General features: G+C 59.1%; 18 protein-coding genes and 3 tRNA genes. 3 read left to right on the top strand and 18 right to left on the bottom strand.

The features are described 5' to 3' along the window. Positions 1–121 precede the first annotated feature (121 nt). The 8 genes from CFII64_RS25075 to rnr form a co-directional block, all read right to left on the bottom strand. Positions 122–2,437, bottom strand: coding sequence for a YgiQ family radical SAM protein (locus CFII64_RS25075; protein ID WP_020293667.1), 2,316 nt, complete (start codon positions 2,435–2,437; stop codon positions 122–124). Between the two features lie 219 nt (positions 2,438–2,656). Beyond that, complete coding sequence (gene dnaB, locus CFII64_RS25070; RefSeq protein WP_020293666.1) at positions 2,657–4,051, bottom strand: replicative DNA helicase; 1,395 nt, start codon at positions 4,049–4,051, stop codon at positions 2,657–2,659. A gap of 124 nt (positions 4,052–4,175) precedes the next feature. Next, positions 4,176–4,622 (bottom strand): 50S ribosomal protein L9, encoded by a 447-nt coding sequence (gene rplI / locus CFII64_RS25065; RefSeq protein WP_020293665.1) that lies wholly within the window; start codon positions 4,620–4,622, stop codon positions 4,176–4,178. A 19-nt stretch (positions 4,623–4,641) separates the two neighbouring features. Beyond that, positions 4,642–5,538: a hypothetical protein gene (locus CFII64_RS25060; RefSeq protein ID WP_020293664.1), complete on the bottom strand. Its 897-nt coding sequence runs from the start codon at positions 5,536–5,538 to the stop codon at positions 4,642–4,644. 37 nt (positions 5,539–5,575) lie between these two features. Then, positions 5,576–5,806: a 30S ribosomal protein S18 gene (rpsR, locus tag CFII64_RS25055; RefSeq protein WP_002551829.1), complete on the bottom strand. Its 231-nt coding sequence runs from the start codon at positions 5,804–5,806 to the stop codon at positions 5,576–5,578. A 28-nt stretch (positions 5,807–5,834) separates the two neighbouring features. After that, a complete protein-coding gene (gene rpsF, locus CFII64_RS25050; RefSeq protein WP_020293663.1) occupies positions 5,835–6,260 on the bottom strand; it encodes a 30S ribosomal protein S6 in 426 nt (141 codons plus the stop codon). Between the two features lie 196 nt (positions 6,261–6,456). Further along, entirely contained in the window at positions 6,457–7,221 is a 765-nt protein-coding gene (gene rlmB, locus CFII64_RS25045) for a 23S rRNA (guanosine(2251)-2'-O)-methyltransferase RlmB (protein WP_020293662.1), read from the bottom strand. Beyond that, on the bottom strand, positions 7,218–9,872 hold the full coding sequence (gene rnr, locus CFII64_RS25040) for a ribonuclease R (RefSeq protein ID WP_020293661.1): 2,655 nt from the start codon (positions 9,870–9,872) through the stop codon (positions 7,218–7,220). Before rnr ends, rlmB begins: the two co-directional genes overlap by 4 nt. A gap of 212 nt (positions 9,873–10,084) precedes the next feature. Between rnr and CFII64_RS25035 the strand changes: the two genes are divergently transcribed. The 3 genes from CFII64_RS25035 (at position 10,085) to CFII64_RS25025 (ending at position 10,608) form a co-directional block, all read left to right on the top strand. Then, a tRNA-Leu gene (locus CFII64_RS25035) sits at positions 10,085–10,171 on the top strand. A gap of 199 nt (positions 10,172–10,370) precedes the next feature. Beyond that, positions 10,371–10,457 (top strand) — tRNA-Leu (locus CFII64_RS25030). Positions 10,458–10,521: 64 nt separating this feature from the next. Next, a tRNA-Leu gene (locus tag CFII64_RS25025) sits at positions 10,522–10,608 on the top strand. A 123-nt stretch (positions 10,609–10,731) separates the two neighbouring features. Here the strand turns inward: CFII64_RS25025 and CFII64_RS25020 are convergent. From CFII64_RS25020 to CFII64_RS24975, 10 genes are all read right to left on the bottom strand, one after another. Then, positions 10,732–12,666, bottom strand: coding sequence for a methyl-accepting chemotaxis protein (locus CFII64_RS25020; RefSeq protein ID WP_020293660.1), 1,935 nt, complete (start codon positions 12,664–12,666; stop codon positions 10,732–10,734). 152 nt (positions 12,667–12,818) lie between these two features. Beyond that, the gene (locus CFII64_RS25015) at positions 12,819–14,111 is read right to left on the bottom strand and encodes an adenylosuccinate synthase (RefSeq protein ID WP_020293659.1); all 1,293 of its coding nucleotides are present in this window, start codon (positions 14,109–14,111) and stop codon (positions 12,819–12,821) included. Between the two features lie 54 nt (positions 14,112–14,165). Next, positions 14,166–15,353 carry an ATP phosphoribosyltransferase regulatory subunit gene (locus CFII64_RS25010; protein ID WP_020293658.1) on the bottom strand — a complete coding sequence of 396 codons (1,188 nt, stop codon included), beginning with the start codon at positions 15,351–15,353 and terminating at the stop codon, positions 14,166–14,168. 307 nt (positions 15,354–15,660) lie between these two features. Next, complete coding sequence (gene hflC, locus CFII64_RS25005) at positions 15,661–16,530, bottom strand: protease modulator HflC (RefSeq protein ID WP_020293657.1); 870 nt, start codon at positions 16,528–16,530, stop codon at positions 15,661–15,663. Next, complete coding sequence (gene hflK / locus CFII64_RS25000) at positions 16,530–17,696, bottom strand: FtsH protease activity modulator HflK (RefSeq protein WP_020293656.1); 1,167 nt, start codon at positions 17,694–17,696, stop codon at positions 16,530–16,532. The genes hflC and hflK overlap by 1 nt, the downstream gene beginning before the upstream one ends. A 96-nt stretch (positions 17,697–17,792) precedes the next feature. Further along, positions 17,793–19,094 carry a ribosome rescue GTPase HflX gene (gene hflX, locus CFII64_RS24995; protein ID WP_020293655.1) on the bottom strand — a complete coding sequence of 434 codons (1,302 nt, stop codon included), beginning with the start codon at positions 19,092–19,094 and terminating at the stop codon, positions 17,793–17,795. A 12-nt stretch (positions 19,095–19,106) separates the two neighbouring features. Further along, entirely contained in the window at positions 19,107–19,367 is a 261-nt protein-coding gene (gene hfq / locus CFII64_RS24990; protein WP_020293654.1) for an RNA chaperone Hfq, read from the bottom strand. An 87-nt stretch (positions 19,368–19,454) separates the two neighbouring features. After that, positions 19,455–20,426 (bottom strand): tRNA (adenosine(37)-N6)-dimethylallyltransferase MiaA, encoded by a 972-nt coding sequence (gene miaA / locus CFII64_RS24985; RefSeq protein ID WP_020293653.1) that lies wholly within the window; start codon positions 20,424–20,426, stop codon positions 19,455–19,457. Then, complete coding sequence (gene mutL, locus CFII64_RS24980; RefSeq protein ID WP_020293652.1) at positions 20,427–22,382, bottom strand: DNA mismatch repair endonuclease MutL; 1,956 nt, start codon at positions 22,380–22,382, stop codon at positions 20,427–20,429. Beyond that, positions 22,379–23,797, bottom strand: coding sequence for an N-acetylmuramoyl-L-alanine amidase (locus CFII64_RS24975; protein WP_020293651.1), 1,419 nt, complete (start codon positions 23,795–23,797; stop codon positions 22,379–22,381). Before CFII64_RS24975 ends, mutL begins: the two co-directional genes overlap by 4 nt. Position 23,798 lies beyond the last annotated feature (1 nt).

Here is a 23,798-nt window from a genome sequence, read left to right as displayed (position 1 = left end):
GAAATGTCCTGTTTCTTTGTCCGTGGTTACTGACCCATCGTCGTCAGGACATAAAAATCAGAACGCTGAAATGCACAACGCCAACCCGGAGGTTGGCGTTATGCGTTTCAGGCAAACAGTATCAGCGCGGAACGGCTGGCTTGCGCTTCGGCGGTTTCGGGCCTTTGCCCTTGGCCGCGTCAACGCGATCCTTGGCTGCCTGCTTGTTACGGACCATCGCCGCGGCCTTGGCTTCTTCGCGCTTGTCCCACGGCTTGCTGCCGTCACTGGCGCGCGGCGGCAGGCCGGTGTGCTGGGTCTGGATCAGCGTGGTTTTCGGCGCTTTAGCGCTGGCGACTTTATGGCTACCCGCTGGCGTCGAGTTCTTGCGACGTGCGCTCTGATAGCCGTCAGTGGCCGGCTGATGGGCTGGAATCAGCTGATCCTTACCCGAACCGATCAGGTCGGCACGGCCCATGCGGATCAATGCTTCGCGCAGTGTCGGCCAGCCTTTCGGGTCGTGATAGCGCAGGAACGCCTTGTGCAAGCGACGCTGATCCTCGCTCTTGACGATGGTCACTGCGTCGCTCTTGTAGGTCACTTTGCGCAGCGGGTTCTTGCCCGAGTGATACATGGCGGTCGCGGTCGCCATTGGCGACGGATAGAACGCCTGCACCTGATCGGCGCGGAAACCGTTGCCCTTGAGCCACAAGGCGAGGTTCATCATGTCTTCATCGGTGGTGCCCGGGTGGGCCGCGATGAAGTAAGGAATCAGGTACTGCTCCTTGCCCGCTTCCTTGGTGTACTTCTCGAACATGCGCTTGAACTTGTCATAGCTGCCAATGCCCGGCTTCATCATCTGGTTGAGCGGACCTTCCTCGGTGTGTTCCGGGGCGATCTTCAGGTAGCCACCGACGTGGTGGGTCACCAGTTCCTTGACGTATTCCGGCGACTCGACCGCGAGGTCGTAGCGCAGGCCGGAAGCGATCAGGATTTTCTTCACACCCGGCAACGCACGGGCGCTGCGGTACAGCTGGATCAGCGCCGAGTGATCGGTGTTCAGGTTCGGGCAGATGCCAGGGAACACGCAGGACGGCTTGCGGCACGCGGATTCGATTTCCGGACTCTTGCAGGCGATGCGATACATGTTCGCGGTCGGTCCACCCAGATCGGAAATAACGCCGGTAAAACCTGGAACCTTGTCGCGAATTTCTTCGATTTCGCGAATGATCGACTCTTCGGAACGGTTCTGAATGATGCGGCCTTCGTGCTCGGTGATCGAGCAGAAGGTACAGCCGCCGAAGCAGCCGCGCATGATGTTCACCGAGAAGCGAATCATGTCGTAGGCCGGAATCTTTTCCTTGCCGTAAACAGGATGCGGGACACGTGCGTAAGGCATGCCGAACACGTAATCCATTTCTTCAGTGGTCATCGGAATCGGTGGCGGGTTGAACCACACGTCGACTTCGCCATGCTTTTGCACCAGTGCGCGAGCGTTGCCCGGATTGGTTTCAAGGTGCAACACCCGGTTGGCGTGGGCATAGAGCACCGAGTCGGCCCGGACTTTTTCCATGGACGGCAAACGAATGACGGTCTTGTCGCGGGTCATGCGCGGGCTGGCCAGGATCTGTACGACCTTGGCTTCGTTCGGATCTTCAACCGGACCCTTTTCCTGCTCGATGGCGCAGGCCTGGGTGTCCTGGGTGTTGACGTACGGGTTGATGATCTTGTCGACCTTGCCCGGACGATCAATACGCGTGGAGTCCACTTCGTACCAGTCTTTGGGTGTGTCACGACGAATGAACGCGGTGCCGCGCACATCGGTGATGTCTTCGATCTTGTGCCCGTAGGACAAGCGCTGGGCGACTTCGACAATGGCCCGCTCGGCGTTGCCGTAAAGCAGGATGTCGGCGCAGGCGTCGATCAGGATCGAGTTGCGAACCTTGTCCTGCCAGTAATCGTAATGCGCGATGCGGCGCAGCGAAGCCTCGATGCCGCCGAGCACGATCGGCACATGCTTGTAGGCTTCCTTGCAGCGCTGGCTGTAGACCAGGCTCGCGCGGTCCGGACGCTTGCCGGCCATGCCGCCCGGCGTATAAGCGTCGTCGGAACGGATTTTCTTGTCCGCAGTGTAACGGTTGATCATCGAGTCCATGTTGCCCGCAGCGACGCCGAAGAACAGATTCGGCTCGCCGAGCTTCATGAAGTCGTCTTTGGACTGCCAGTTCGGCTGGGCGATGATCCCGACGCGGAAGCCTTGCGACTCCAGCAGCCGGCCAATGATCGCCATGCCAAAAGACGGGTGATCCACGTACGCATCACCGGTGACGATGATGATGTCGCAGGAATCCCAGCCAAGTTGATCCATTTCTTCCCGGCTCATCGGCAGGAAAGGCGCAGGCCCGAAACATTCGGCCCAGTACTTGGGATAGTCAAATAACGGCTTGGCTGCTTGCATGTCGATGACCGGTTTTGGTGTGCAGGAAGGCGATTCGCGTTGGTAAAAATCGCGGTCGCGGAATATAGCACAAATTTTGATCAAGTCCGACGGTGGTGGTCGGATTTGGGTGCACGCGGCAAATTGCCCCCGTGGGAGCTTGACGAGGTTACGAGGCCTGCGATTGCGATGTGTCTGATACAACGCTTTCGCGGCCGTCGTTACCTCCGAATGCTCCCACTACTCGTCGTCGAAGTTATAGCTGCCCGGCGCGAGGTTTTCGAAGCGTGTGTATTTGCCGATGAACGCGAGGCGCGTGGTGCCGATCGGACCGTTACGCTGCTTGCCGATGATGATTTCGGCAATGCCTTTGTGCTCGGTTTCCGGGTGATAGACCTCGTCCCGGTACACGAACATGATGACGTCCGCATCCTGCTCGATCGCTCCGGATTCGCGCAAGTCGGAGTTGATCGGGCGTTTGTTCGGGCGTTGCTCCAGGGAACGGTTGAGCTGCGAGAGCGCAACCACCGGGCAGTTGAATTCCTTGGCCAGGGCTTTCAACGAGCGGGAAATCTCGGAAATCTCGTTGGTGCGGTTATCGCCGCCGGAACCCGGGATCTGCATCAATTGCAGGTAGTCGATCATGATCAACGCAATGTCGCCGTGCTCACGCACCAGTCGGCGAGTCCGCGCGCGCATTTCCGAAGGGCTGATGCCTGCCGTATCGTCGATGAACAATTTGCGATCATTGAGCAGGTTGACCGCCGACGTCAGGCGCGGCCAATCATCGTCTTCCAGACGACCGGCGCGGACCTTGGTCTGGTCAATGCGGCCGAGCGACGAAAGCATACGCATGATCAGCGATTCACCTGGCATCTCCAGCGAGTAAACCAGCACCGCCTTGTCGCTGCGCAGCACCGCGTTTTCCACCAGGTTCATGGCGAAGGTGGTCTTACCCATCGACGGTCGACCGGCGACGATCACCAGGTCGGACGGCTGCAGGCCACTGGTCATGCCGTCCAGGTCGGTGTAACCGGTGGACAGGCCAGTGATGGCGTTATCGGTGTTAAACAGGGTATCGATGCGGTCGATGGCCTTGGTCAACAGGTCGGTAACGCTGACCGGACCGCCCGTCTTCGGCCGTGCTTCGGCGATCTGGAAGATCTGCCGCTCGGCTTCGTCGAGGATCTCGGCGGCATTACGGCCTTCAGGGTTGAAGGCGCTGTCGGCGATTTCAGTGCTGATGCTGATCAGCTGGCGCAAGGTCGCCCGCTCGCGAACGATCTGGGCATACGCCTTGATGTTGGCGACCGACGGGATATTTTTCGCCAGTTCACTGAGGTAACCCAGCCCGCCGACCTGGGAAGTCTGACCTTCCTTGTCCAGCTGTTCGGCGAGGGTAACCACGTCGATGGGCATGTTCTGATCGGCCAGGCGCGCGATGGCCCGGAAGATCAAACGGTGGTCATGTCGGTAGAAATCGCCATCCGATACTTGATCGAGCACGCGTTCCCAGGCGTTGTTGTCCAGCATCAAGCCACCGAGCACAGCCTGTTCGGCTTCGATGGAATGCGGCGGCACCTTCAGGGCGGCGGTTTGCAGATCGTATTGCTCAGGTGCGGAGATATCGTTCATGACCACTCAGAATCAGGGGTTGTGAAAAAACCAGGGTACAGAAAGACAAAGGGCACGACCTGAAAACAGGTCGTGCCCGATGTTAATCCTCTAGCGAGCAAGTCGCCAGATGATCACGTACTGCTTAAGCAGCTACCACAACAACGCGTACGGTTGCTTCTACGTCGCTGTGCAGGTGCACGGCTACGTCGAATTCGCCAACGTTGCGGATAGTGCCGTTCGGCAGACGAACTTCGCTTTTTGCAACTTCAACGCCAGAGGCGGTCAGTGCATCAGCGATGTCGTGGGTGCCGATCGAACCGAACAGCTTGCCTTCGTCACCGGCGGTGGCAGTGATAGTCACTTCCAGCTCAGCCAGTTGGGCAGCGCGAGTTTCGGCAGAAGCTTTTTTGTCTGCAGCCAGTTTTTCCAGCTCGGCACGACGCTCTTCGAACGCTGCAATGTTGGCAGCGGTCGCGGCGGTAGCTTTACCGTATGGCAGCAGATAGTTACGACCGTAACCGGCCTTAACATTCACTTTGTCGCCCAGGTTGCCCAGGTTGGCGACTTTTTCCAGAAGGATCAGTTGCATGTGAAAATCCTCTTAACTTTTAACCTTCACCGTTCGCAGGGCCATTACCGGCGTCTTTCGACGCCAGGCGTCCGCGAAAATCAATCAGGCTGTCGACAATGGCTAACAACACCAGCAACGGATAGATCAGCTGCATGAACACCAGCAGCGTTATGTACATCCCCACCAGCCAGAATTTGGCCAGTCGCTTTTCAGCCACCAACCCGTGCATCAGGGCCAGCCCGGCGAATACCAGCGGTACGCTGCACAACGGTGTCAACATCGCCGCCTGCGAACCGAAATTCGGTCCTACAAGCATGCACACCAGCAGCATCAACGCTGATACCAGCGGGAGTCTCACAGCGCGAAACTCGCGCCCGAAACCTCCAGGGTTGTACAACAACGCTTGCCAGTAGCGCCCAAGAATCAGGCTCAGCACACTGACGATTTGCAACAAGGCCGCTATCAGGCCGTTCAGGACCGGTGCAATCAATGATCCCAGGCGCGCTCGCTCTTCTACGGACATCTGATCGTAGAGACCCGAGAGCATCGCCGGCAGGTGTTTCTGCAACTCCTGCGACATCGCCTCGATGGGTTCGCGGAAAACCGCGCCCAGAATCACTGCATACAACAGACCCAGTGCCACGCTGGCCAGCAGCGTGCGAACCCAGGACTCGCTGGCGCGAAGAACCATCGCCAACCCCAGCGAACCTGCCAACACCATGAAGGTGCGAGGTTCACCGAGATACCACCAGACCAAGGCCGGCAGCAGAGCCCAGCCCAGGACGCCAAACGCGTCTCTGAACCCGCGCCGCAGGAGCACAAGGCAACCTGCAGCAGCACTCAACCAGAACAACAACGGCAATGCCGCACAACCGACCACTACGAGAGTGGCCTGCACGCGGCCGCGCATGATGAATTCAGCCATGGCGCGCATGCGTCTATCCCTTACTACTTATGTCGACTGCCCGGTCTCAGCGGCCGTGGCTGTCGGTGTAGGCCAGCAGGGCCAGGAAGCGGGCACGCTTGATAGCGGTGGCCAGCTGACGCTGATAACGTGCTTTTGTACCAGTGATACGGCTTGGAACGATTTTGCCGGTCTCGGATACGTATGCTTTCAGCGTGTTGAGATCTTTGTAATCGATCTCCTTCACGTCTTCAGCGGTGAAGCGGCAGAATTTACGACGACGGAAGAAACGTGCCATGTAATTGGCTCCTCAAAAGGTCCGTGGATTACTCGTCAGCGTTATCGCTGGCGTCGCTGTTGTCACCGTCATCGCCATCGGCGCTGTCGGAGTGCTCAGGACGGTCACGACGCTCACGGCGCTCGCTGCGGTTTTCTTCGGCCTTGAGCATCTCGGACTGACCAGTTACGGCTTCGTCGCGACGGATGACCAGGTTACGGATCACGGCATCGTTGTAACGGAAGTTGTCTTCCAGTTCAGCCAAGGCCTTACCGGTGCATTCAACGTTCAGCATCACGTAGTGAGCCTTGTGAACATTGTTGATTGCATAGGCCAGTTGACGACGGCCCCAATCTTCCAGACGGTGGATTTTGCCGCCGTCTTCTTCGATCAGCTTGGTATAACGCTCAACCATGCCGCCGACTTGCTCGCTTTGATCCGGGTGGACCAAAAAGATGATTTCGTAATGACGCATGAATGCTCCTTACGGGTTGTAGCCTGCCGCCTCAAAAGCGGTCAGACAAGGAGTGAATGACACTGTTAGTCTCGCCCAGGGTCAGGCACATGAGCGCCTGCCGTGACAGCAAGGGGCGCAATTGTAGGGAAGCCGGCTGTAAGCTGCAAGCTTTAAGCTACAAGCTGATCGTGTTTAGCTTGCAGCTTGACGCTCGTCACTTCTGCGAAGCGGCTGCTTTTTTGACGCTGCGCTGACGCATCGCTTCGAACAGGCAAACGCCGGTCGCCACCGAAACGTTCAGGCTGCTGACGCTGCCCGCCATCGGCAGACGTACCAGATAATCGCAGTGTTCGCGGGTCAGGCGGCGCATGCCTTTGCCTTCGGCACCCATGATCAGGATGGTCGGACCGGTGAGATCCTGCTGATACAACTCCTGCTCAGCCTCCCCCGCCGTACCGACAACCCAGAGCCCGCGCTGCTGGAGTTTTTCCAGGGTGCGGGCCAGGTTGGTGACGGCGACCAGAGGAATCACTTCCGCCGCGCCGCAGGCGACTTTTCGCACGACCGGCGTCAAGGTTGCCGACTTGTCCTTTGGCACCAGAACCGCCAGCGCACCGGCCGCATCGGCAGTACGCAGGCAAGCGCCAAGGTTGTGCGGATCAGTCACGCCATCCAGTACCAGAATCAGCGGTGCGCCTTCGGTGCGGTCCAGCAGCTCGTCGAGCATCGCTTCGCCCCAGACCTGGCTCGGACTGACTTCAGCGACAACGCCCTGATGCACGCCTTCGACCCAGACGTCCATTTCGCGCCGCTCGGCCTGACCGACCGACACCCGATTCTGATTCGCCAGCTCCAGCAGAACCTGAACACGAGGATCGTTGCGACCTTCTGCCAGCCAGACTTGCTTGACTCGCTTGGGGTGATGACGCAACAACGCTTCTACGGCATGCACGCCGTAGATTTTTTCCAGCTGACTCATGACTTGGCCTTAGGTTTACGCACTCCGCCGCTTTTCGCAGCGGGAGCAGAACCCGCTTTTGGCGGGCCTTTACGGTGTTTACCGGATTTTGCGGGCTTGCCGGAACCACCTGGAGCAGAGCCACTCGAGGCAGAGCCCGAGTTACTCGACTTTCCCGACGGTGCCTTGCTACCGCCTTTCGCTTCCGCCAACAAGGCTTGCTTCAATTCACGACTTTTGCGCACTTCGGCGTTTTTCGCGGCAGCATCGCTCGGGCGATAAGCTTCGGGCTCAGCCTTGGCTTTTGCCTTGGCAGGACGCTTGCTCGGCGCTTTGGACGGAGCGGCGGACTGCTTTTCAACAGGCGCTGGCGTGGTTTCATGACCACCGCGACGCTTGCGGCCAATCGGCGCAGCAATCGTTTTCTCGGCCATTTCGAAGTCGATCTTGCGCTCGTCAAGATCGACGCGCATGACCCGCACTTCAACGGTATCGCCCAGACGGAAGCTACGACCGGTGCGCTCGCCCGCCAGGCGGTGATGCACAGGGTCGAAGTGATAGTAATCGCCCGGCAGCGCCGTAACGTGCACCAGACCTTCAACGTAGATATCGGTCAGTTCGACAAACAGACCGAAGCCTGTCACCGCAGTGATCACGCCTGGGAACGATTCACCGACGCGATCCTTCATGAACTCGCACTTGAGCCAGTTCACGACGTCGCGGGTCGCTTCGTCGGCACGACGCTCGCTCATCGAGCATTGTTCGCCCAACTGTTCCAGCGCGGCTTCGTCGTACGGATAGATACGCGCCTTCGGAATAGTCATCGCACCGGCACGACGCACGTGTGGCGTGTCTTGCTTGGAGCGGATCACGCTGCGGATTGCGCGGTGCGTGAGCAAATCGGGATAACGACGGATCGGCGAGGTGAAGTGCGTGTACGCCTCGTAATTCAGACCGAAGTGCCCGTGGTTGTCCGAGCTGTAAACCGCCTGGCTCAGGGAACGCAGCATGACGGTCTGGATCAGGTGATAGTCCGGACGCCCGCGAACGGTTTCCAGCAACGCCTGATAATCCTTCGGCGAAGGGCCGTCCTTGCCTTTGTGCAGCGACAGACCCAATTCACCCAGGAAGGCGCGAAGTTTTTCCAGACGCTCCGGCGGCGGACCATCGTGGACGCGATACAGCGCAGGAATCTCGTGCTTCTTGAGGAACTCGGCGGTGGCCACGTTGGCGGCCAGCATGCACTCTTCAATCAGTTTGTGAGCATCGTTGCGGGTCGTCGGACGAATCTCGGCGATCTTGCGCTCGGTGCCGAAGATGATCCGGGTTTCCTGGGTTTCGAAATCAATCGCACCCCGGACATGGCGCGCCGCCAGCAATACCTTGTACAGCGCATACAGCTGCTTGAGGTGCGGCAACACATCAGGGTATTCGCCACGCAGCTGACGCGCTTCGGTGGTTTTCGGCTGCTCCAGCATCGAACTGACTTTGTTGTAGGTCAGGCGCGCGTGGGAGTGAATGACCGCTTCGTAGAACACGTAGTCAGTCATCTCGCCCGTCTTGGAGATGGTCATTTCGCAGACCATGGCCAGACGATCAACATGCGGATTCAGCGAGCACAGGCCGTTAGACAATTGCTCAGGCAGCATCGGCACGACGCGCTCGGGGAAATACACCGAGTTGCCGCGCACTTGCGATTCTGCATCCAGCGCCGAACCGATCTTCACGTAGCTCGACACATCGGCGATGGCCACGTACAGCTTCCAGCCACCGGAGAACAAGCGCAGCTTGCCCGGTTTGGCTTCGCAGAAGACCGCATCGTCGAAGTCGCGCGCATCTTCGCCGTCAATGGTGACGAACGGCAGATGGCGCAGGTCGACGCGATTCTCTTTGTCTTTTTCTTCGACTTCCGGCTTGAGCTTGGCCGCTTCCTTGAGGACAGCTTCAGGCCAGACATGGGGAATATCGTAGGTGCGCAGCGCGACATCGATTTCCATGCCGGGCGCCATGTAATTGCCCACCACTTCAACAATGTCACCTTGCGGCTGGAAGCGCGGCGTCGGCCAGTGAGTGATCTTCACTTCGACGAACTGACCGATCTGGGCGTTGTTGTTGCGCCCCGGCGTGACCAGCACTTCCTGCTGGATCTTCGGGTTGTCCGGAATCACGAAGCCGATGCCGCTTTCTTCGAAATAGCGACCCACCACGGTTTCATGAGCACGGGAAATGACTTCGACGATCACACCTTCGCGGCGGCCGCGACGATCCAGACCCGATACCCGCGCAAGGGCACGGTCGCCATCGAATACCAGGCGCATTTGCGCCGGGCTCATGAACAGGTCATCAGTGCCATCATCAGGGATCAGGAAGCCAAAGCCATCACGGTGACCACTGATGCGACCCAGGATCAGATCCAGCTTGTCCACTGGCGCATACGTGCCACGGCGGGTGTAGATCAATTGCGCATCGCGCTCCATGGCGCGCAAGCGGCGGCGCAGGGCTTCGAACTGATCTTCAGTGGTGAGACCGAATTCTTCTACCAGCTGCTCGCGACTCGCGGGCGAACCGCGGTCGGAGAGATGCTTGAGAATCAGCTCACGGCTGGGAATAGGGTTTTCATATTTTTCCGCTTCACGAGCGGCCTCGGGATCGAGGGACTGCCAATCGGCCATTAGAGAGTTTTCACCTTGTCTATATGCGGTTAGTTTGGCATACGCGTATTGAAACGGGAAATTTCAGACTCAGACAGCGCTAGAAAGCTACTGTCAGAGGGTAAAAAACGCCACCTGCAGATTTTTTAAGGGATTTTCGACAACAGGGGCTTTACAGTTAAAACCCTGCTCCGTATAGTGCGCGCCATCGATACGGTGACGTATTCGGTACTGCCCAGATGGTGAAATTGGTAGACACGCCAGCTTCAGGTGCTGGTGACCGCAAGGTCGTGGAAGTTCGAGTCTTCTTCTGGGCACCAATTCAGAGTCAGAGATTACAGCAATCGTCTGAGCCTCACAAAAACCCGCGAAAGCGGGTTTTTGCATTTTAACGTTCTGGCTCCCTGTTTTGTTTCCAGAAGCGCGAAAAGCATTTATTAAAACCAAAACAGGGGTTTACAGATTAAAACACCCTCCGTATAGTGCGCCCCATCAACGGCGAACATTGTTGTTGATACTGCCCAGATGGTGAAATTGGTAGACACGCCAGCTTCAGGTGCTGGTGACCGCAAGGTCGTGGAAGTTCGAGTCTTCTTCTGGGCACCAATTCAAACAAAACCGAGCCCAGTGCTCGGTTTTGTGCTTTCTGGGGTTCGCTTCTCCACATACTGCCCAGATGGTGAAATTGGTAGACACGCCAGCTTCAGGTGCTGGTGACCGCAAGGTCGTGGAAGTTCGAGTCTTCTTCTGGGCACCAATTCAAACAAAACCGAGCCCAGTGCTCGGTTTTGTGCTTTCTGGGGTTCGCTTCTCCGTAGGACCGGCTTTAGCCGGGAGAGCGTCCTCCCGGCTAAAGCCGGTCCTACGGGAGTCATGGCACTTAAGCCCGGAACTGCCCCAGGCTCGCCTTCAACTGCGCTGCCAGCTTGTCGAGCACCTTGCCGCTCGCCGTGGTTTCCACCACGACCTGAGCCGCGCGCTGGGCCTGGGCGTGAATCACTTCCACACGCCCGTGCACCGCTTGTGCGCCTTCGGCCTGATGCGCCGCTGCCTGAGTGGCCAGACCTATCGCCGCATGCACCTGCTCCACCGACTCCTGCACGATCTGTTGCGACTTCGCGCTGTCACGCAAGACGGCGAGCCCTTCCTTGGCCTGACGCCCCGCCACACCAATCGCCGCGACCGCTTCCTTGGCTCCGCGTTGCAAGGCAACGATGTGCTCTTGAATGTCACCGGTCGAGCTTTGCGTCTTGCTGGCCAATGCCCGCACTTCATCGGCAACCACCGCAAAACCTCGCCCGGTCTCACCCGCACGAGCCGCTTCGATGGCTGCGTTCAATGCCAGTAGATTGGTTTGTTCGGCGATACCGTGGATCACCGTCAGCACCACTTCGATCTGTTGACTCTGCTGGGCCAGGCGCTCAATGACTTTCGCGCCGGTGTCCACTTGCCCCGCCAGCGCTTCAATCAAACCGCCGACCTGATTGGACGTGCGGGTGTTTTCGTCGGTGGCCTGGCGAATATCCACCACCTGCTTCAGCGCGGCCTGCATCGCATGACTTTCCGATTGCGCTTCGTCGGCCATTTGCGCGAGGGCCTTCAAACTTGCCGCCACTTCGTCGCGCTGCAACTCAGCCGCCGCATCAGCGCCAGCATTGCGCAGGCTCATGGCGTTGATTTCCACGCCCGTGCGCTGCGCCACATCGCCCGCCTCGCGCACAATCGGCTGCAATTTGGCAACGAAGCGGTTGACCGCCGCCGCCATGTCGCCGATTTCGTCGTTGCTGTCGAGTTTGACGCGCTTGGTGAGATCGCCCTCGCCCGCCGCCAGATCATCCAGCGCCGCAATCAGCAGCAGCAGTTTGCTGACGACCCGACGACCGAGCACCACGGCCAGCAGCAGCAATACGCCAAGGCCGACCAACGCCAGGCCCATGCCGATCCGCCAGCGCAGGGTCTCCGCCGCCTCTTGAACCGCCGAAGTGGTATTGGCACTCATGGCCGAGGCCGCGACTTGCGCCGAACCCAGACGAGTGCGCAGCGCCGCCGAGCTTTCCTTGGCGGCGCTACCCAGGCTGTCAGACACCAACTGCTCGCCGCTGGTAATCAAAGTTGCGAAACGCTTGTCCAGCGCGACGAGATTCTCTTCAACCGTAGCGGTGGACACGCCCATGCGCACCTTGCCGATTTCCACGCCATTGGGGCTGATGGAGGCTTCGACGTAGTACACCGACGCATCGTTCTTCGCCGCGCTCAGCACTTTATCCATGGCCCGCTCGCCTTCGCCTTTGGCCAGCAAGGCTTTGATCAGCGGGTTTTCGCGATTCAGATAGCGCGTGAGGTGCTCGCCCGTCGCATCGTCATACACGACAAACAGAACGTTGGGGTTGCGCTGGGCACGACGGGCAAATTCCGACAGCGTGGGCGTATCGTTATCCCACATTGCCCGAGGAGCAACCGCCGCTAACAGCTCAGCCATATCCGTTGCCGAATCCTGAAGATCCTTTTCCAGCGTGCCGCGTAATTGCGCCTGCTCATCTTTCAGACGTGCGGCAAGGCCGACGCTCAGGCGCTGGCGGGTATTGGTGGCCAATGTATCCAGGCTGGAAGTTACTTCACGACTTGCCTGCTCCAGTTCGGCGGACAAGTGTTGCGAATCTACACCCAGGCGCTTATCCAGATCAGCCTCAAGGGCGGTGACCGTGCTCCGGGTAAGAGCAACGGCAACCAGCACCTGCACCAAAAGGGCGATACCAAGGGCAATGAATACAGGCCGGAGCAAGCGACTGCGCAATAACGAGAGGACAGCTGACACGGGGGAATCCCTCCACCACCGGCGCCATTAAAATGATGGCACCGCTTCTGAGGGTTTTCTACAGCAATCAGCGTGCCGTCTTTGTGACTTGTGTCACAGCCAAAATGACAAAGGGCCGCATAAGCGGCCCTTTGTTATGTTTCAACGACTTATCAGGCGAACGGGTGACGCAGAACGATGGTTTCGTTGCGATCGGGGCCCGTCGAAATAATGTCGATTGGCGCGCCAACCAGCTCTTCCAGACGCTTGATGTAAGCGCGCGCGTTGGCAGGCAGCTCTTCAAGGGTCTTGGCACCCAGCGTCGATTCCGACCAGCCCGGCACTTGCTCGTACACGGGCTTGAGGCCGATGTAGCTGTCGGAGTCGGTCGGAGCATCGATCACTGCTCCGTTTTCGTTCTCGTAACCGATGCAGATATTGATGGTTTCGAGACCGTCGAGCACGTCGAGCTTGGTCAGGCAGATACCGGAGATGCTGTTGATTTCGATGGCGCGACGCAGGATGACCGCATCGAACCAGCCGCAACGGCGAGCACGGCCGGTGGTTGCGCCAAATTCATGACCACGCTTGGCCAGGAACGCACCGATGTCGTCGAACAGCTCAGTCGGGAACGGACCCGAACCGACGCGCGTGGTGTAGGCCTTGGTGATACCGAGGATGTAATCCAGGTACATCGGGCCAAAACCCGAACCGGTGGCGATGCCGCCAGCCGTGGTGTTGGAGCTGGTGACGTACGGGTAAGTACCGTGGTCGATATCCAGCAACGAGCCCTGAGCGCCTTCGAACATGATGTCTTTGCCAGCGCGACGCATGTCGTGCAGCGCAGCAGTCACGTCCAGCATCAATGGCTTGAGCAGCTCGGCGTATTCCATGCACTCATCAAGAGTCTTCTGGAAGTCGATTGCCGGCTCTTTGTAGTAATTGACCAGCACGAAGTTGTGATAGTCGAGCAGCTCGCCCAGCTTGGCTGCGAAGCGCTCACGATGGAACAGGTCACCGATGCGCAGACCGCGACGTGCAACCTTGTCTTCGTAGGCCGGGCCGATACCGCGACCGGTCGTACCGATCTTCAGCTCGCCACGGGCTTTTTCACGGGCCTGATCCAGCGCCACGTGATACGACAGAATCAGCGGGCAGGACGGGCTGATGCGCAGGCGCTCACGCACCGGAATGCCTTTCTCTTCCAGCTTGATGATTTCGCGCATGAGAGCATCAGGCGCAACCACCACACCGTTACCGATCAGGCACTGCACGCCTTCGCGCAAGACACCGGACGGAATCAGGTGCAATACGGTTTTTTCGCCATCGATCACCAGGGTGTGACCGGCGTTGTGGCCACCTTGGTAACGCACTACGGCGGTAGCATGTTCGGTCAGCAGATCAACGATCTTGCCTTTGCCCTCATCACCCCATTGGGTGCCCAGGACTACGACATTCTTACCCATAACACTTGTCCTCATTCACGCAAACTTGGTGCCGGCGGCGGCCGGCAGGGAAACTCAAGAGGCCAGCGGCACTACCTGCCAATGCTCGCCATGCTGAATCAATTGCCGATCACAATCGGCCTCACGCGCTGCACTTACCTGCTGCCCAGGCAAACCCTGAACCACACGCTGACCTTCGCTGCGCAGCTGGCAGACTTGCTGCCAGAGCGCTGCATCAGTGCTGTCCGGCATCCAGATACCGCCGGTCGGCAACTGGATTTCTGCGCGACCCAGTGTCACCAGGGTTTTCAGATCCGTGGAGAAGCCGGTCGCGGGACGAGCCCGGCCGAAATCGGCACCGATATCATCGTAGCGACCGCCCTGGGCGATCGATTGACCGACGCCCGGAACGAACACCGCGAACACCACACCGGTGTGGTAGTGATAGCCACGCAATTCGCCCAGATCGAAATACAACGGTAGCTCAGGGAAGCGGGCAGCGAGGCGCTCGGCAATCGTCAACAGATCATCAAGGGCGGCGAGCACCGGCGCAGGCGCATTGGCCAGCCGATCACGTGCCGCTGCCAACACTTCACGACCACCGCACAAGTCGACCAGCGCACGCAGCATGGTCGCCAGATCGCTTGGCAGGTTTTCGGTCAGGACAATCACTTCGTCGATGGCCTTGCGCTGCAGCGCGTCGAACAACTGCTGCTCGACTTCGCCGGACAAACCGGCGGCACGCGCCAGACCACGATAGATACCGACATGGCCCAGGTCCATATGCACATCCGGCACATCGGCCAGCTGCAACATGGCCAGCATCAGGCTGATCACTTCGACGTCGCTGCTCGGGCTCGCATCGCCATACAGCTCCGCACCCAACTGGATCGGGCTGCGCGACGATGACAGGGCACGCGGTTGCGCATGCAGCACGCTGCCGGCGTAGCACAAACGGCTTGGACCTTCACGACGCAGGGTGTGCGCATCGATGCGCGCCACTTGCGGCGTGATGTCGGCACGAAAACCCATCTGCCGACCCGACTGCGGATCGATCACCTTGAAGGTGCGCAGATCCAGGTCCGAGCCTGCGCCAGTGAGCAGGGATTCGAGGTATTCGATATGAGGGGTGACTACGAATTCATAGCCCCAGCTCTGGAACAGATCCAACACCTGGCGGCGCGCTACTTCTATACGCGCCGCTTCCGGTGGCAGTACTTCTTCGATGCCATCTGGTAGCAGCCAGCGGTCAACCGTTGCCATTACGCCATTCCCCTATGATCCGGGCGGCAAGCCGTGGGGCGAGCCTTGAGTAAAGCAGACAGTGGTCAAGTCCTGCAGTCATTCTTGCGGGCACGACGAGCGCCCGAGAATGGCCTTGCGGACCACTGTCCTCGAAAAATCTTGTCGCATCCCGGCTCCTCTGGAACCTGCAAGCTGCGACCAATCAATCGTGCAGACGCAAAAAAGCCGGGAATTTCCCGGCTGCCGCATCATACACAGGTTTTACCGAGTGATCACCCCGCCAGACGGTTTTGCCGCCCGGCGGAGCTTTCGAGTCACGTGTGAATCACGGCTTGGATTTTTGCAGATAGCGGAAGAAATCGCTATTTGGATCCAGAACCATCACGTCACTTTTGCTCGCGAAGCTTTCACGGTAGGCGCGCAGGCTACGGTAGAACGCGTAGAACTCCTGATCCTGGCCGTAAGCCTTGGAGTAGATCGAGGAAGCCTGGGCGTCACCATCACCACGAGCCTCTTCAGACTCACGATAGGCTTCAGCCAGCAACACGCGACGTTGACGATCGGCGTCGGCACGAATGCCTTCTGCCAGCTCGTTACCCTTGGCGCGATGCTCGCGGGCTTCCCGCTCACGCTCGGTGCTCATACGCTCGAACACGCTGCGGTTCACTTCCTTGGGCAAGTCGATGGCCTTGACCCGGACGTCGATGACTTCGATGCCCAGCTCCTTGGTTGCCATCGCGTTCAGCGATGCAGTGATGTCAGCCATCAGTGCATCACGCTCACCCGACACAGCTTCGTGCAGGGTACGCTTGCCGAACTGGTCACGCAGACCGGATTCCAGACGACGGGACAGACGCTCATCAGCGATCTGCTTCAGGCCGGAAGTCGCCGTGTAGAAGCGCTCCGCGTCCTTGACCCGCCATTTGGCGTAGGCATCAACCATGACCGCTTTCTTTTCCAGGGTCAGGAAGCGTTGCGTTGGAGCATCCAGCGTCAGCAGGCGACCGTCGAACTTGCGCACCTGGTTAACGTAAGGAATCTTCACATGCAGGCCCGGCTGGACATCAGCCTCAACCACCCGCCCGAACTGGAGCATGACTGCCCGTTCGGTCTGGGACACGATGTAAAGACTGTTCCAGGCAACCACCGCCAGCACTACACAAACAATCAGGGCGATCAGCGATTTATTGCTCATCAGCGACTCTCCCTTGTACGCACATCGCGCTGCTGCAACTCGGCGGCACGGGTGCCGACGTCAGTTGCTGCTGCGGCTGCACCGGTAGTCGGGGCAGTGCCGTTACGACCACTCTCGATCATCTTGTCCAGCGGCAGGTAAAGCAGATTGTTCTGCCCCTTGTCGCCGGTTACGAGAACCTTGCTGGTATTGCTGAACAGTTCCTGCATGGTGTCCAGATACAGACGCTCGCGGGTAACTTCCGGTGCCTTGCGGTACTCGGCGACCAGCTTGGTGAAGCGATCAGCCTCACCCTTGGCGCGCGAAACCACTTCGTCGCGGTAACCGTTGGCGTCTTCAAGAATACGCTGGGCCTGACCACGCGCTTCCGGGATTACACCGTTGGCGTAGGTTTCAGCCTGGTTACGTGCACGTTGCTCGTCTTCACGGGCGCGGATCACGTCATCAAAGGCTTCCTGAACTTCACGCGGCGCAGCAGCACTTTGCACGTTCACCTGGGTGACCGTGATGCCGGTGCGGTACGTGTCGAGGAAGCGCTGCAGGCGTTCCTTGATTTCACTGGCCATCAGCTCACGGCCTTCAGTGAGCACCTGATCCATCGCCGTGGAACCCACGACATGACGCAAGGCACTTTCTGTGGCGTGTTGCAGGCTGACTTCAGGCTGGTCGACGTTCAATACGAAATCACGCAGATTGGAGATCTTGTACTGCACCGTCAGCGGCACTTCGACGATGTTCTCGTCTTCGGTCAGCATCTGGCCTTGCTTGGTGTAGGCACGTTCGCGAGTCACGTTTTCCATGTACTTGCGATCGAAAGGCGGGAAGTAAATGTTCAAACCCGACCCAACGGTTTCGTGGTACTGGCCGAAGCGCAGCACGACAGCCTGTTCCTGTTCATCCACGACGTAGATTGCGCTGTAGAGCCAGATCGCGACGAGCACGACCAGGCCGATGCCGAGCAGGCCTAAGCCACCACCCTTGCGTGAACCACCGCCACCGCCGTCACCGCCAGTACGTTTCTTACCACCGAACAACCCATTCAGGCTTTCCTGCAGCTTACGGAAGGCCTCGTCGAGATCCGGTGGCCCCTTGCGGTCGCCATTCTTGCGCTTACCACCCCAAGGATCCTGATTATTCGAGTTGCCACCCGGCTCATTCCAAGCCATAGCGCTCTCCATCTGATAAAGCAAAGACGCGCCCACGGCGCGCCGACCAATGCTACAGAATGCCCGGGAAACCCGTACAACGGCTTTCCCACGCTTTTATTGCAAAGTGTGTTGCTCGATGAATTCCAGCGGCTGCAGTCCTTCGCGACTCACCAGGCGATTGAATTCAACTCGCGGCAAACGTACGGCTAACAAGCTGCCGCCTTCATCGTCATGCTCTTCGCTTTGTACTGCACCCAATTCGAAGAATTGAGCGCGCAGTCGAGCAAAACGCTGAGGCAAGCGCAAGGTGCCGACAAACAAATCGTCACCCAGCAGTTCGGCTACGGCCTGTTTTAGCAGGTCGAGCCCACGACCGTCACGGGCCGACAACCAGACACGTTGCGGTTTGCCATCGGCATCGCGCTGTATCTGGGGTTCAACCCCTTCGAGCAGATCGAGTTTGTTATACACCTCAAGGATCGGCAAGCCCTCGGCCCCGATCTCTCCCAGCACCGCCATCACCTGTTCAATCTGCGCCATGCGCTCAGGCTCATGGGAATCAATGACGTGCAGCAGCAGATCGGAGTTGCTTGATTCTTCGAGGGTGGCGCGAAACGCTTCGACCAGCTTGTGTGGCAAGTGGCGAATGAAGCCCACGGTATCGGCCAGCACAATGGGCCCCAGGTCGTCCAGTTGCAGACGGCGCAGGGTCGGATCGAGCGTGGCGAACAGTTGGTCGGCGGCGAATACGTCGGAATCGGTGACCGCATTGAACAGCGTCGATTTGCCGGCGTTGGTATAGCCCACCAGTGAAACCGAAGGTATGTCGGCGCGCTTGCGCCCGCGACGAGCCTGCTCACGCTGGCTGCGGACCTTTTCCAGACGACTCTTGATTTGCCGCAGACGCACCCGCAGCAGACGGCGGTCGGTTTCCAGCTGGGTTTCACCCGGACCGCGCATGCCAATGCCGCCGCCCTGTCGCTCAAGGTGAGTCCAGCCGCGAACCAGTCGCGTACTCATGTGCTCGAGCTGTGCCAGCTCGACCTGCAACTTGCCTTCATGAGTGCGCGCGCGCTGCGCAAAGATATCCAGGATCAACCCCGTGCGATCAAGCACGCGACACTCGAAGACTTTCTCGAGGTTGCGCTCCTGACTGGGCGTGAGGATGTGATTGAAGATGACGATATCTATTTTTTCGGCTTTGACCTGGTCGCGAAGTTCTTCGACCTTGCCGCTGCCAATCAGATATTTGGCCGATGGCCGATGACGCGGCACGTTAACGAACGCGACGGTATCGGCGCCAGCCGATATGGCCAACTCCTGAAACTCCTGCGGATCTTCGCGCGCCTCAGGGTCCTGACCATCCAAGTGAACGAGGATTGCCCGCTCACCACCACTGTGGCGCTCAAAGAACAATGCAGACTCCTATCAGGCGTTACCTGGCTCAACGTCACCCGACTCGGATTCGGCGGCGCTAGGCAGACGAATTGGACGAACCGGCACAACGGTAGAGATGGCGTGCTTGTAAACCATTTGGCTGACAGTGTTTTTCAGCAAAATTACGAACTGGTCGAAAGACTCGATCGTGCCTTGCAGCTTGATACCGTTTACCAGATAGATCGAAACCCCAACCTTTTCTTTACGTAAAGTGTTCAGGTAAGGGTCTTGTAGCGAATGCCCTTTTGACATGTGCCGCACTCCTTTAAGGATCAATAATAATTCGAATTCAATGGGCTTTACCGCCACCCCCCAAGGATAGACGGCTATTGCAAGGACTCAGCTCAATATGGAGACCGAGCCCAGGTATTTCAAGGCACGTGGCAGATTGTCGCAAGCCAGGCTGTCCAACCAGTGTAAATCTTCCCAACTGCGTAACCAGGTGAACTGCCGTTTGGCCAGTTGACGCGTGGCAATAATCCCCCGCTCCTGCATTTCAGATCGTGTCAGCTTTCCATCCAGATGATCCCAGACCTGGCGATAACCAACGGCTCTGATCGATGGCAACCCCGAATGCAGGTCGCCTCGTGAACGCAATGCCAGCACCTCATCCAGAAATCCCTGGTCCAGCATTTGTGAAAAACGTAACGCAATACGGTCATGCAACACCTTGCGATCTGCCGGAGCAATAGCCAGGTTCGCGACAGTATAGGGCAATTGCCGACGTCCCGAAGCCGCTGCGTCGGTACTTTGCGCAGTTTGTTGCTCGCGGTGGGCGGTCATGCTCAAACCGCTGACCCGATAAACTTCCAGCGCGCGTATCAAGCGCTGCGGATCATTGGGATGAATTCGTGCCGCCGACACCGGGTCTACGGCCGCCAGATCATCATGCAATGCCTGCCAACCATGGACCGCCGCCCGGGCTTCAAGTTGCGCACGGACTTCGGCATCGGCGGCCGGCATATCCGCCAGCCCGTCCATCAGAGCCTTGAAATACAACATCGTGCCACCCACCAGCAGCGGAATATTGCCCCGCGCGGTGATTTCCGCCATGGCCGCCAATGCGTCGGTGCGAAAATCCGCTGCCGAATAGCTTTGCGCCGGGTCCAGAATATCGACCAGACGATGGGGAAACTCGGCCAATTGTGCTTTTGATGGCTTGGCCGTGCCGATGTCCATGCCGCGATAGACCAGCGCCGAATCGACGCTGATCAGCTCACAAGGCAAGACTTTGCTGAGTTCGATAGCCAGATCGGTCTTGCCCGCGGCGGTGGGGCCCATGAGAAAGATGGCGGGAGGTAAAGCGCTCATTCAACGACCGCGCAAAAAGAGTTTGTCCAGATCGTCCAGACCCATTTGGGTCCAGGTCGGCCGACCGTGGTTGCATTGACCGCTGCGCTCGGTGTTTTCCATATCACGCAGCAAGCCGTTCATTTCCGGGATCGCCAGACGCCGATTGGCGCGAATCGCGCCATGACAGGCCATGGTGCCCAGCAGCTCGTTCATGTGCGCCTGAACCCGATCGCTGGTGCCGTATTCCATCAAATCCGCCAACACGTCGCTGACCAGCCGATTGGCTTCGGCCTGCTTGAGCAACGCCGGGATTTGCCGGATCGCCAGGGTTTCCGGGCCCAGGCGCTGCAATTCAAAGCCCAGGCGCTGGAAAGTCTCGATATGTTCTTCGGCACAATCCGCTTCGCGCTGGCTGACAGCGATGGATTCCGGCACCAGCAATGGCTGGCCGCTCAAGCCTTCGCTGGCCATGGCGATTTTCAGGCGCTCGTACATGATTCGCTCATGGGCGGCATGCATGTCCACGAGCACCAGACCAAGCGCGTTCTCGGCAAGGATATAAATGCCCTTGAGCTGCGCCAGCGCGTAGCCCAACGGCGGGATATCGCCTTGGGTTTCCGGCAATGAGACTGATGCAGCGCCCGGCAGCGGCGCGAAAAACTCGCGGTAGGCGCTTTGCGCTTCGGCGGCGGGCAAGGTTGCGCCGGGGCGTGGCGTGTACTGATATTGATAACCCGCGCCCGCCCCGGAACCGGCTGGCCGCGCATACGGCTCTCCCTGGGGCTGCTCCAGCAGGTTATTGGCCAGGCGCATTTCGCCCTGCGGCCCGAATTCGCCAGCGTCCGGACCGGTTGGCCGCTCGATGGCGGTAACTGGAGCGGAGCCGGTCAGTTGATCTTCCGGCCGCACATCACCCAAGGCGCGATGCAAGGTGCCATACAGGAAATCGTGAACCATGCGCCCGTCGCGGAAGCGCACTTCATGCTTGGTCGGGTGCACGTTGACGTCGACGACCGCCGGGTCCACCTCGAAAAACAGCACGAAAGTCGGATGACGGCCATTGAACAGCACATCGCGATAGGCCTGACGCACCGCGTGGGCGACCAGTTTGTCGCGCACCGCACGGCCATTCACGTAGAAATATTGCAGATCCGCCTGACTGCGCGAGAACGTCGGCAAACCGACCCAACCCCACAAATGCAGACCATTGCGCTCGATCTCGATAGGCAGCGCCTGCTCCAGAAAACCTGGGCCGCAGATTGCTGCAACACGTCTGGCCCGGGCGTTGTCATCGTGGGCTTCGTGCAGGCTGAGAATCGTCTTGCCATTGTGGCGCAGGTGGAAAGCCACGTCGAAACGGGCCAGCGCCATGCGCTTGATGACTTCCTGCAAGTGATCGAATTCGGTTTTTTCGGCCTTGAGAAACTTGCGCCGCGCCGGGGTATTGAAAAACAGATCGCGCACTTCCACCGAGGTGCCCACCGGATGCGCCGCCGGTTGAACCCGCGAAGCCATGTCACGGCCTTCGGTTTCCACCTGCCAGGCTTGATCGGCATCGCGGGTGCGCGAGGTCAGGGTCAAGCGGGCGACCGAGCTGATCGACGCCAGCGCCTCGCCGCGAAAGCCCAGGCTCATGACCCGCTCAAGGTCCTCCAGATCACGAATCTTGCTGGTCGCGTGTCGGGCCAGGGCCAATGGCAAGTCGTCGGAAGAAATGCCGCTGCCATCGTCGCGCACCCGCAGCAGCTTGATCCCGGCCTGCTCGACGTCGACATCAATGCGTTTGGCGCCAGAGTCGAGGCTGTTTTCCAGCAACTCCTTGATGACTGAGGCCGGTCGTTCGACCACTTCGCCCGCAGCGATCTGGTTGGCCAGTCGCGGGCTGAGCAGTTCGATGCGCGCAGCACTGAGCGAAACGCTGGCGGTATCGGCGCTGACGTCCGCTTCAATGCTGTCGACGAGTAAGTCGGTCATGGCTGCGTGGCGACCTCTGAATTGGGGATTTTCAGATTCTGGCCGATTCGCAACTCATCGGAACTCAACCCATTGGCATTGCGCAGCACGCCGGTGCTCATGTCGTAGCGCGCGGCCAGCATGGCCATGGTTTCACCTGCCTGAACCACGTGATTGCGCGGGCCCTGGGCCAGCTTGCCGTTATCGCGCAACCAGGCAATGTAAGTGCCTTGTGGCGGATTCTGCTGGAAGAACTGCCGGACCCCGGAGCTGATCGACCGCGCCAGCGCCTGTTGATGCGGCGAGCCTGAAAGCTTGGCCGCTTCGGCGGTGTTCGAGATGAAGCCGGTTTCCACCAGAATCGACGGGATGTCCGGCGACTTGAGCACCATGAAGCCCGCTTGCTCGACCCGCGACTTGTGCAGCGAGGTGACGCGGCCAATGTTAGTCAGCACTTTCTGTCCGACGTTGAGACTCGATGACAACGAAGCGGTCATCGACAGGTCGAGCAATACGCCCGCCAGCATGCGGTCCTTGTCGTCCAGGCTCACTGCGCCAGCGCCGCCGATCAAGTCGGAACGGTTTTCACTGTCGGCCAGCCAGCGCGCGGTTTCGGAAGTTGCACCTCGTTCGGACAAGGCAAACACCGACGCGCCGAATGCCGCCGAGGAAGGCGCGGCGTCAGCGTGAATCGACACGAACAGGTCTGCGCCCTTGGCCCGAGCGATCTCGGTACGCTTGCGCAGCGGAATGAAGTAGTCGCCGGTCCGGGTCAACTCAGCTCGATAGCCTTTTTCGGCGTTGATCTGGCGTTGCAATTCCCTGGCGATGGACAGCACCACGTTTTTCTCTTTCTGTCCGGCCCCACCCGAAGCGCCGGGATCTTCGCCACCGTGACCGGCATCGATCACCACGACAATGTCGCGCTTGCCGTTCGGCACCGGCGTCAGCTTGATCGCCGGTTTTGCCGGGCTGATCGGCACTGCCGGAGCGGTATTGGCGGCTGTTTCGGCCACGATCGGCGTCGGGTTGGCATCCGACGCTTCGTCAAACAGGTCGACCACCAGACGGTTGCCGTATTGCTGGTTGGGCGCCAGGGTGAAGCTTTTCGGGGTTACCGCTTTCTTGAGGTCGATGACCACCCGCAAATCGGTGGGCGTGCGTTGCGCCGAGCGCATGCTGGTGATCGGCGTATTGGCCATGGGTACGTTGAGCGGGCCACCGAGGGTCGCTCCATTGATGTCGATTACCAGACGATCAGGGGAAGTCAGGGTAAAAACGCTGTGTTGAACGGGCCCGGAAAGATCGAAAACCAGTCGCGTGTTATCCGGTGCACGCCATAAGCGGACACTTCGTACTTGTGATTCGGCCAGCGCATTGACAGACAAGGCCGTCAATAGCAGACCCACTACAGTAACCAGCGCGCGCATGCGCATA

The organism is Pseudomonas sp. CFII64 (assembly GCF_000416235.1).
GTDB lineage: Bacteria > Pseudomonadota > Gammaproteobacteria > Pseudomonadales > Pseudomonadaceae > Aquipseudomonas.
This window is presented reverse-complemented; position numbering and strand designations above follow the sequence as displayed.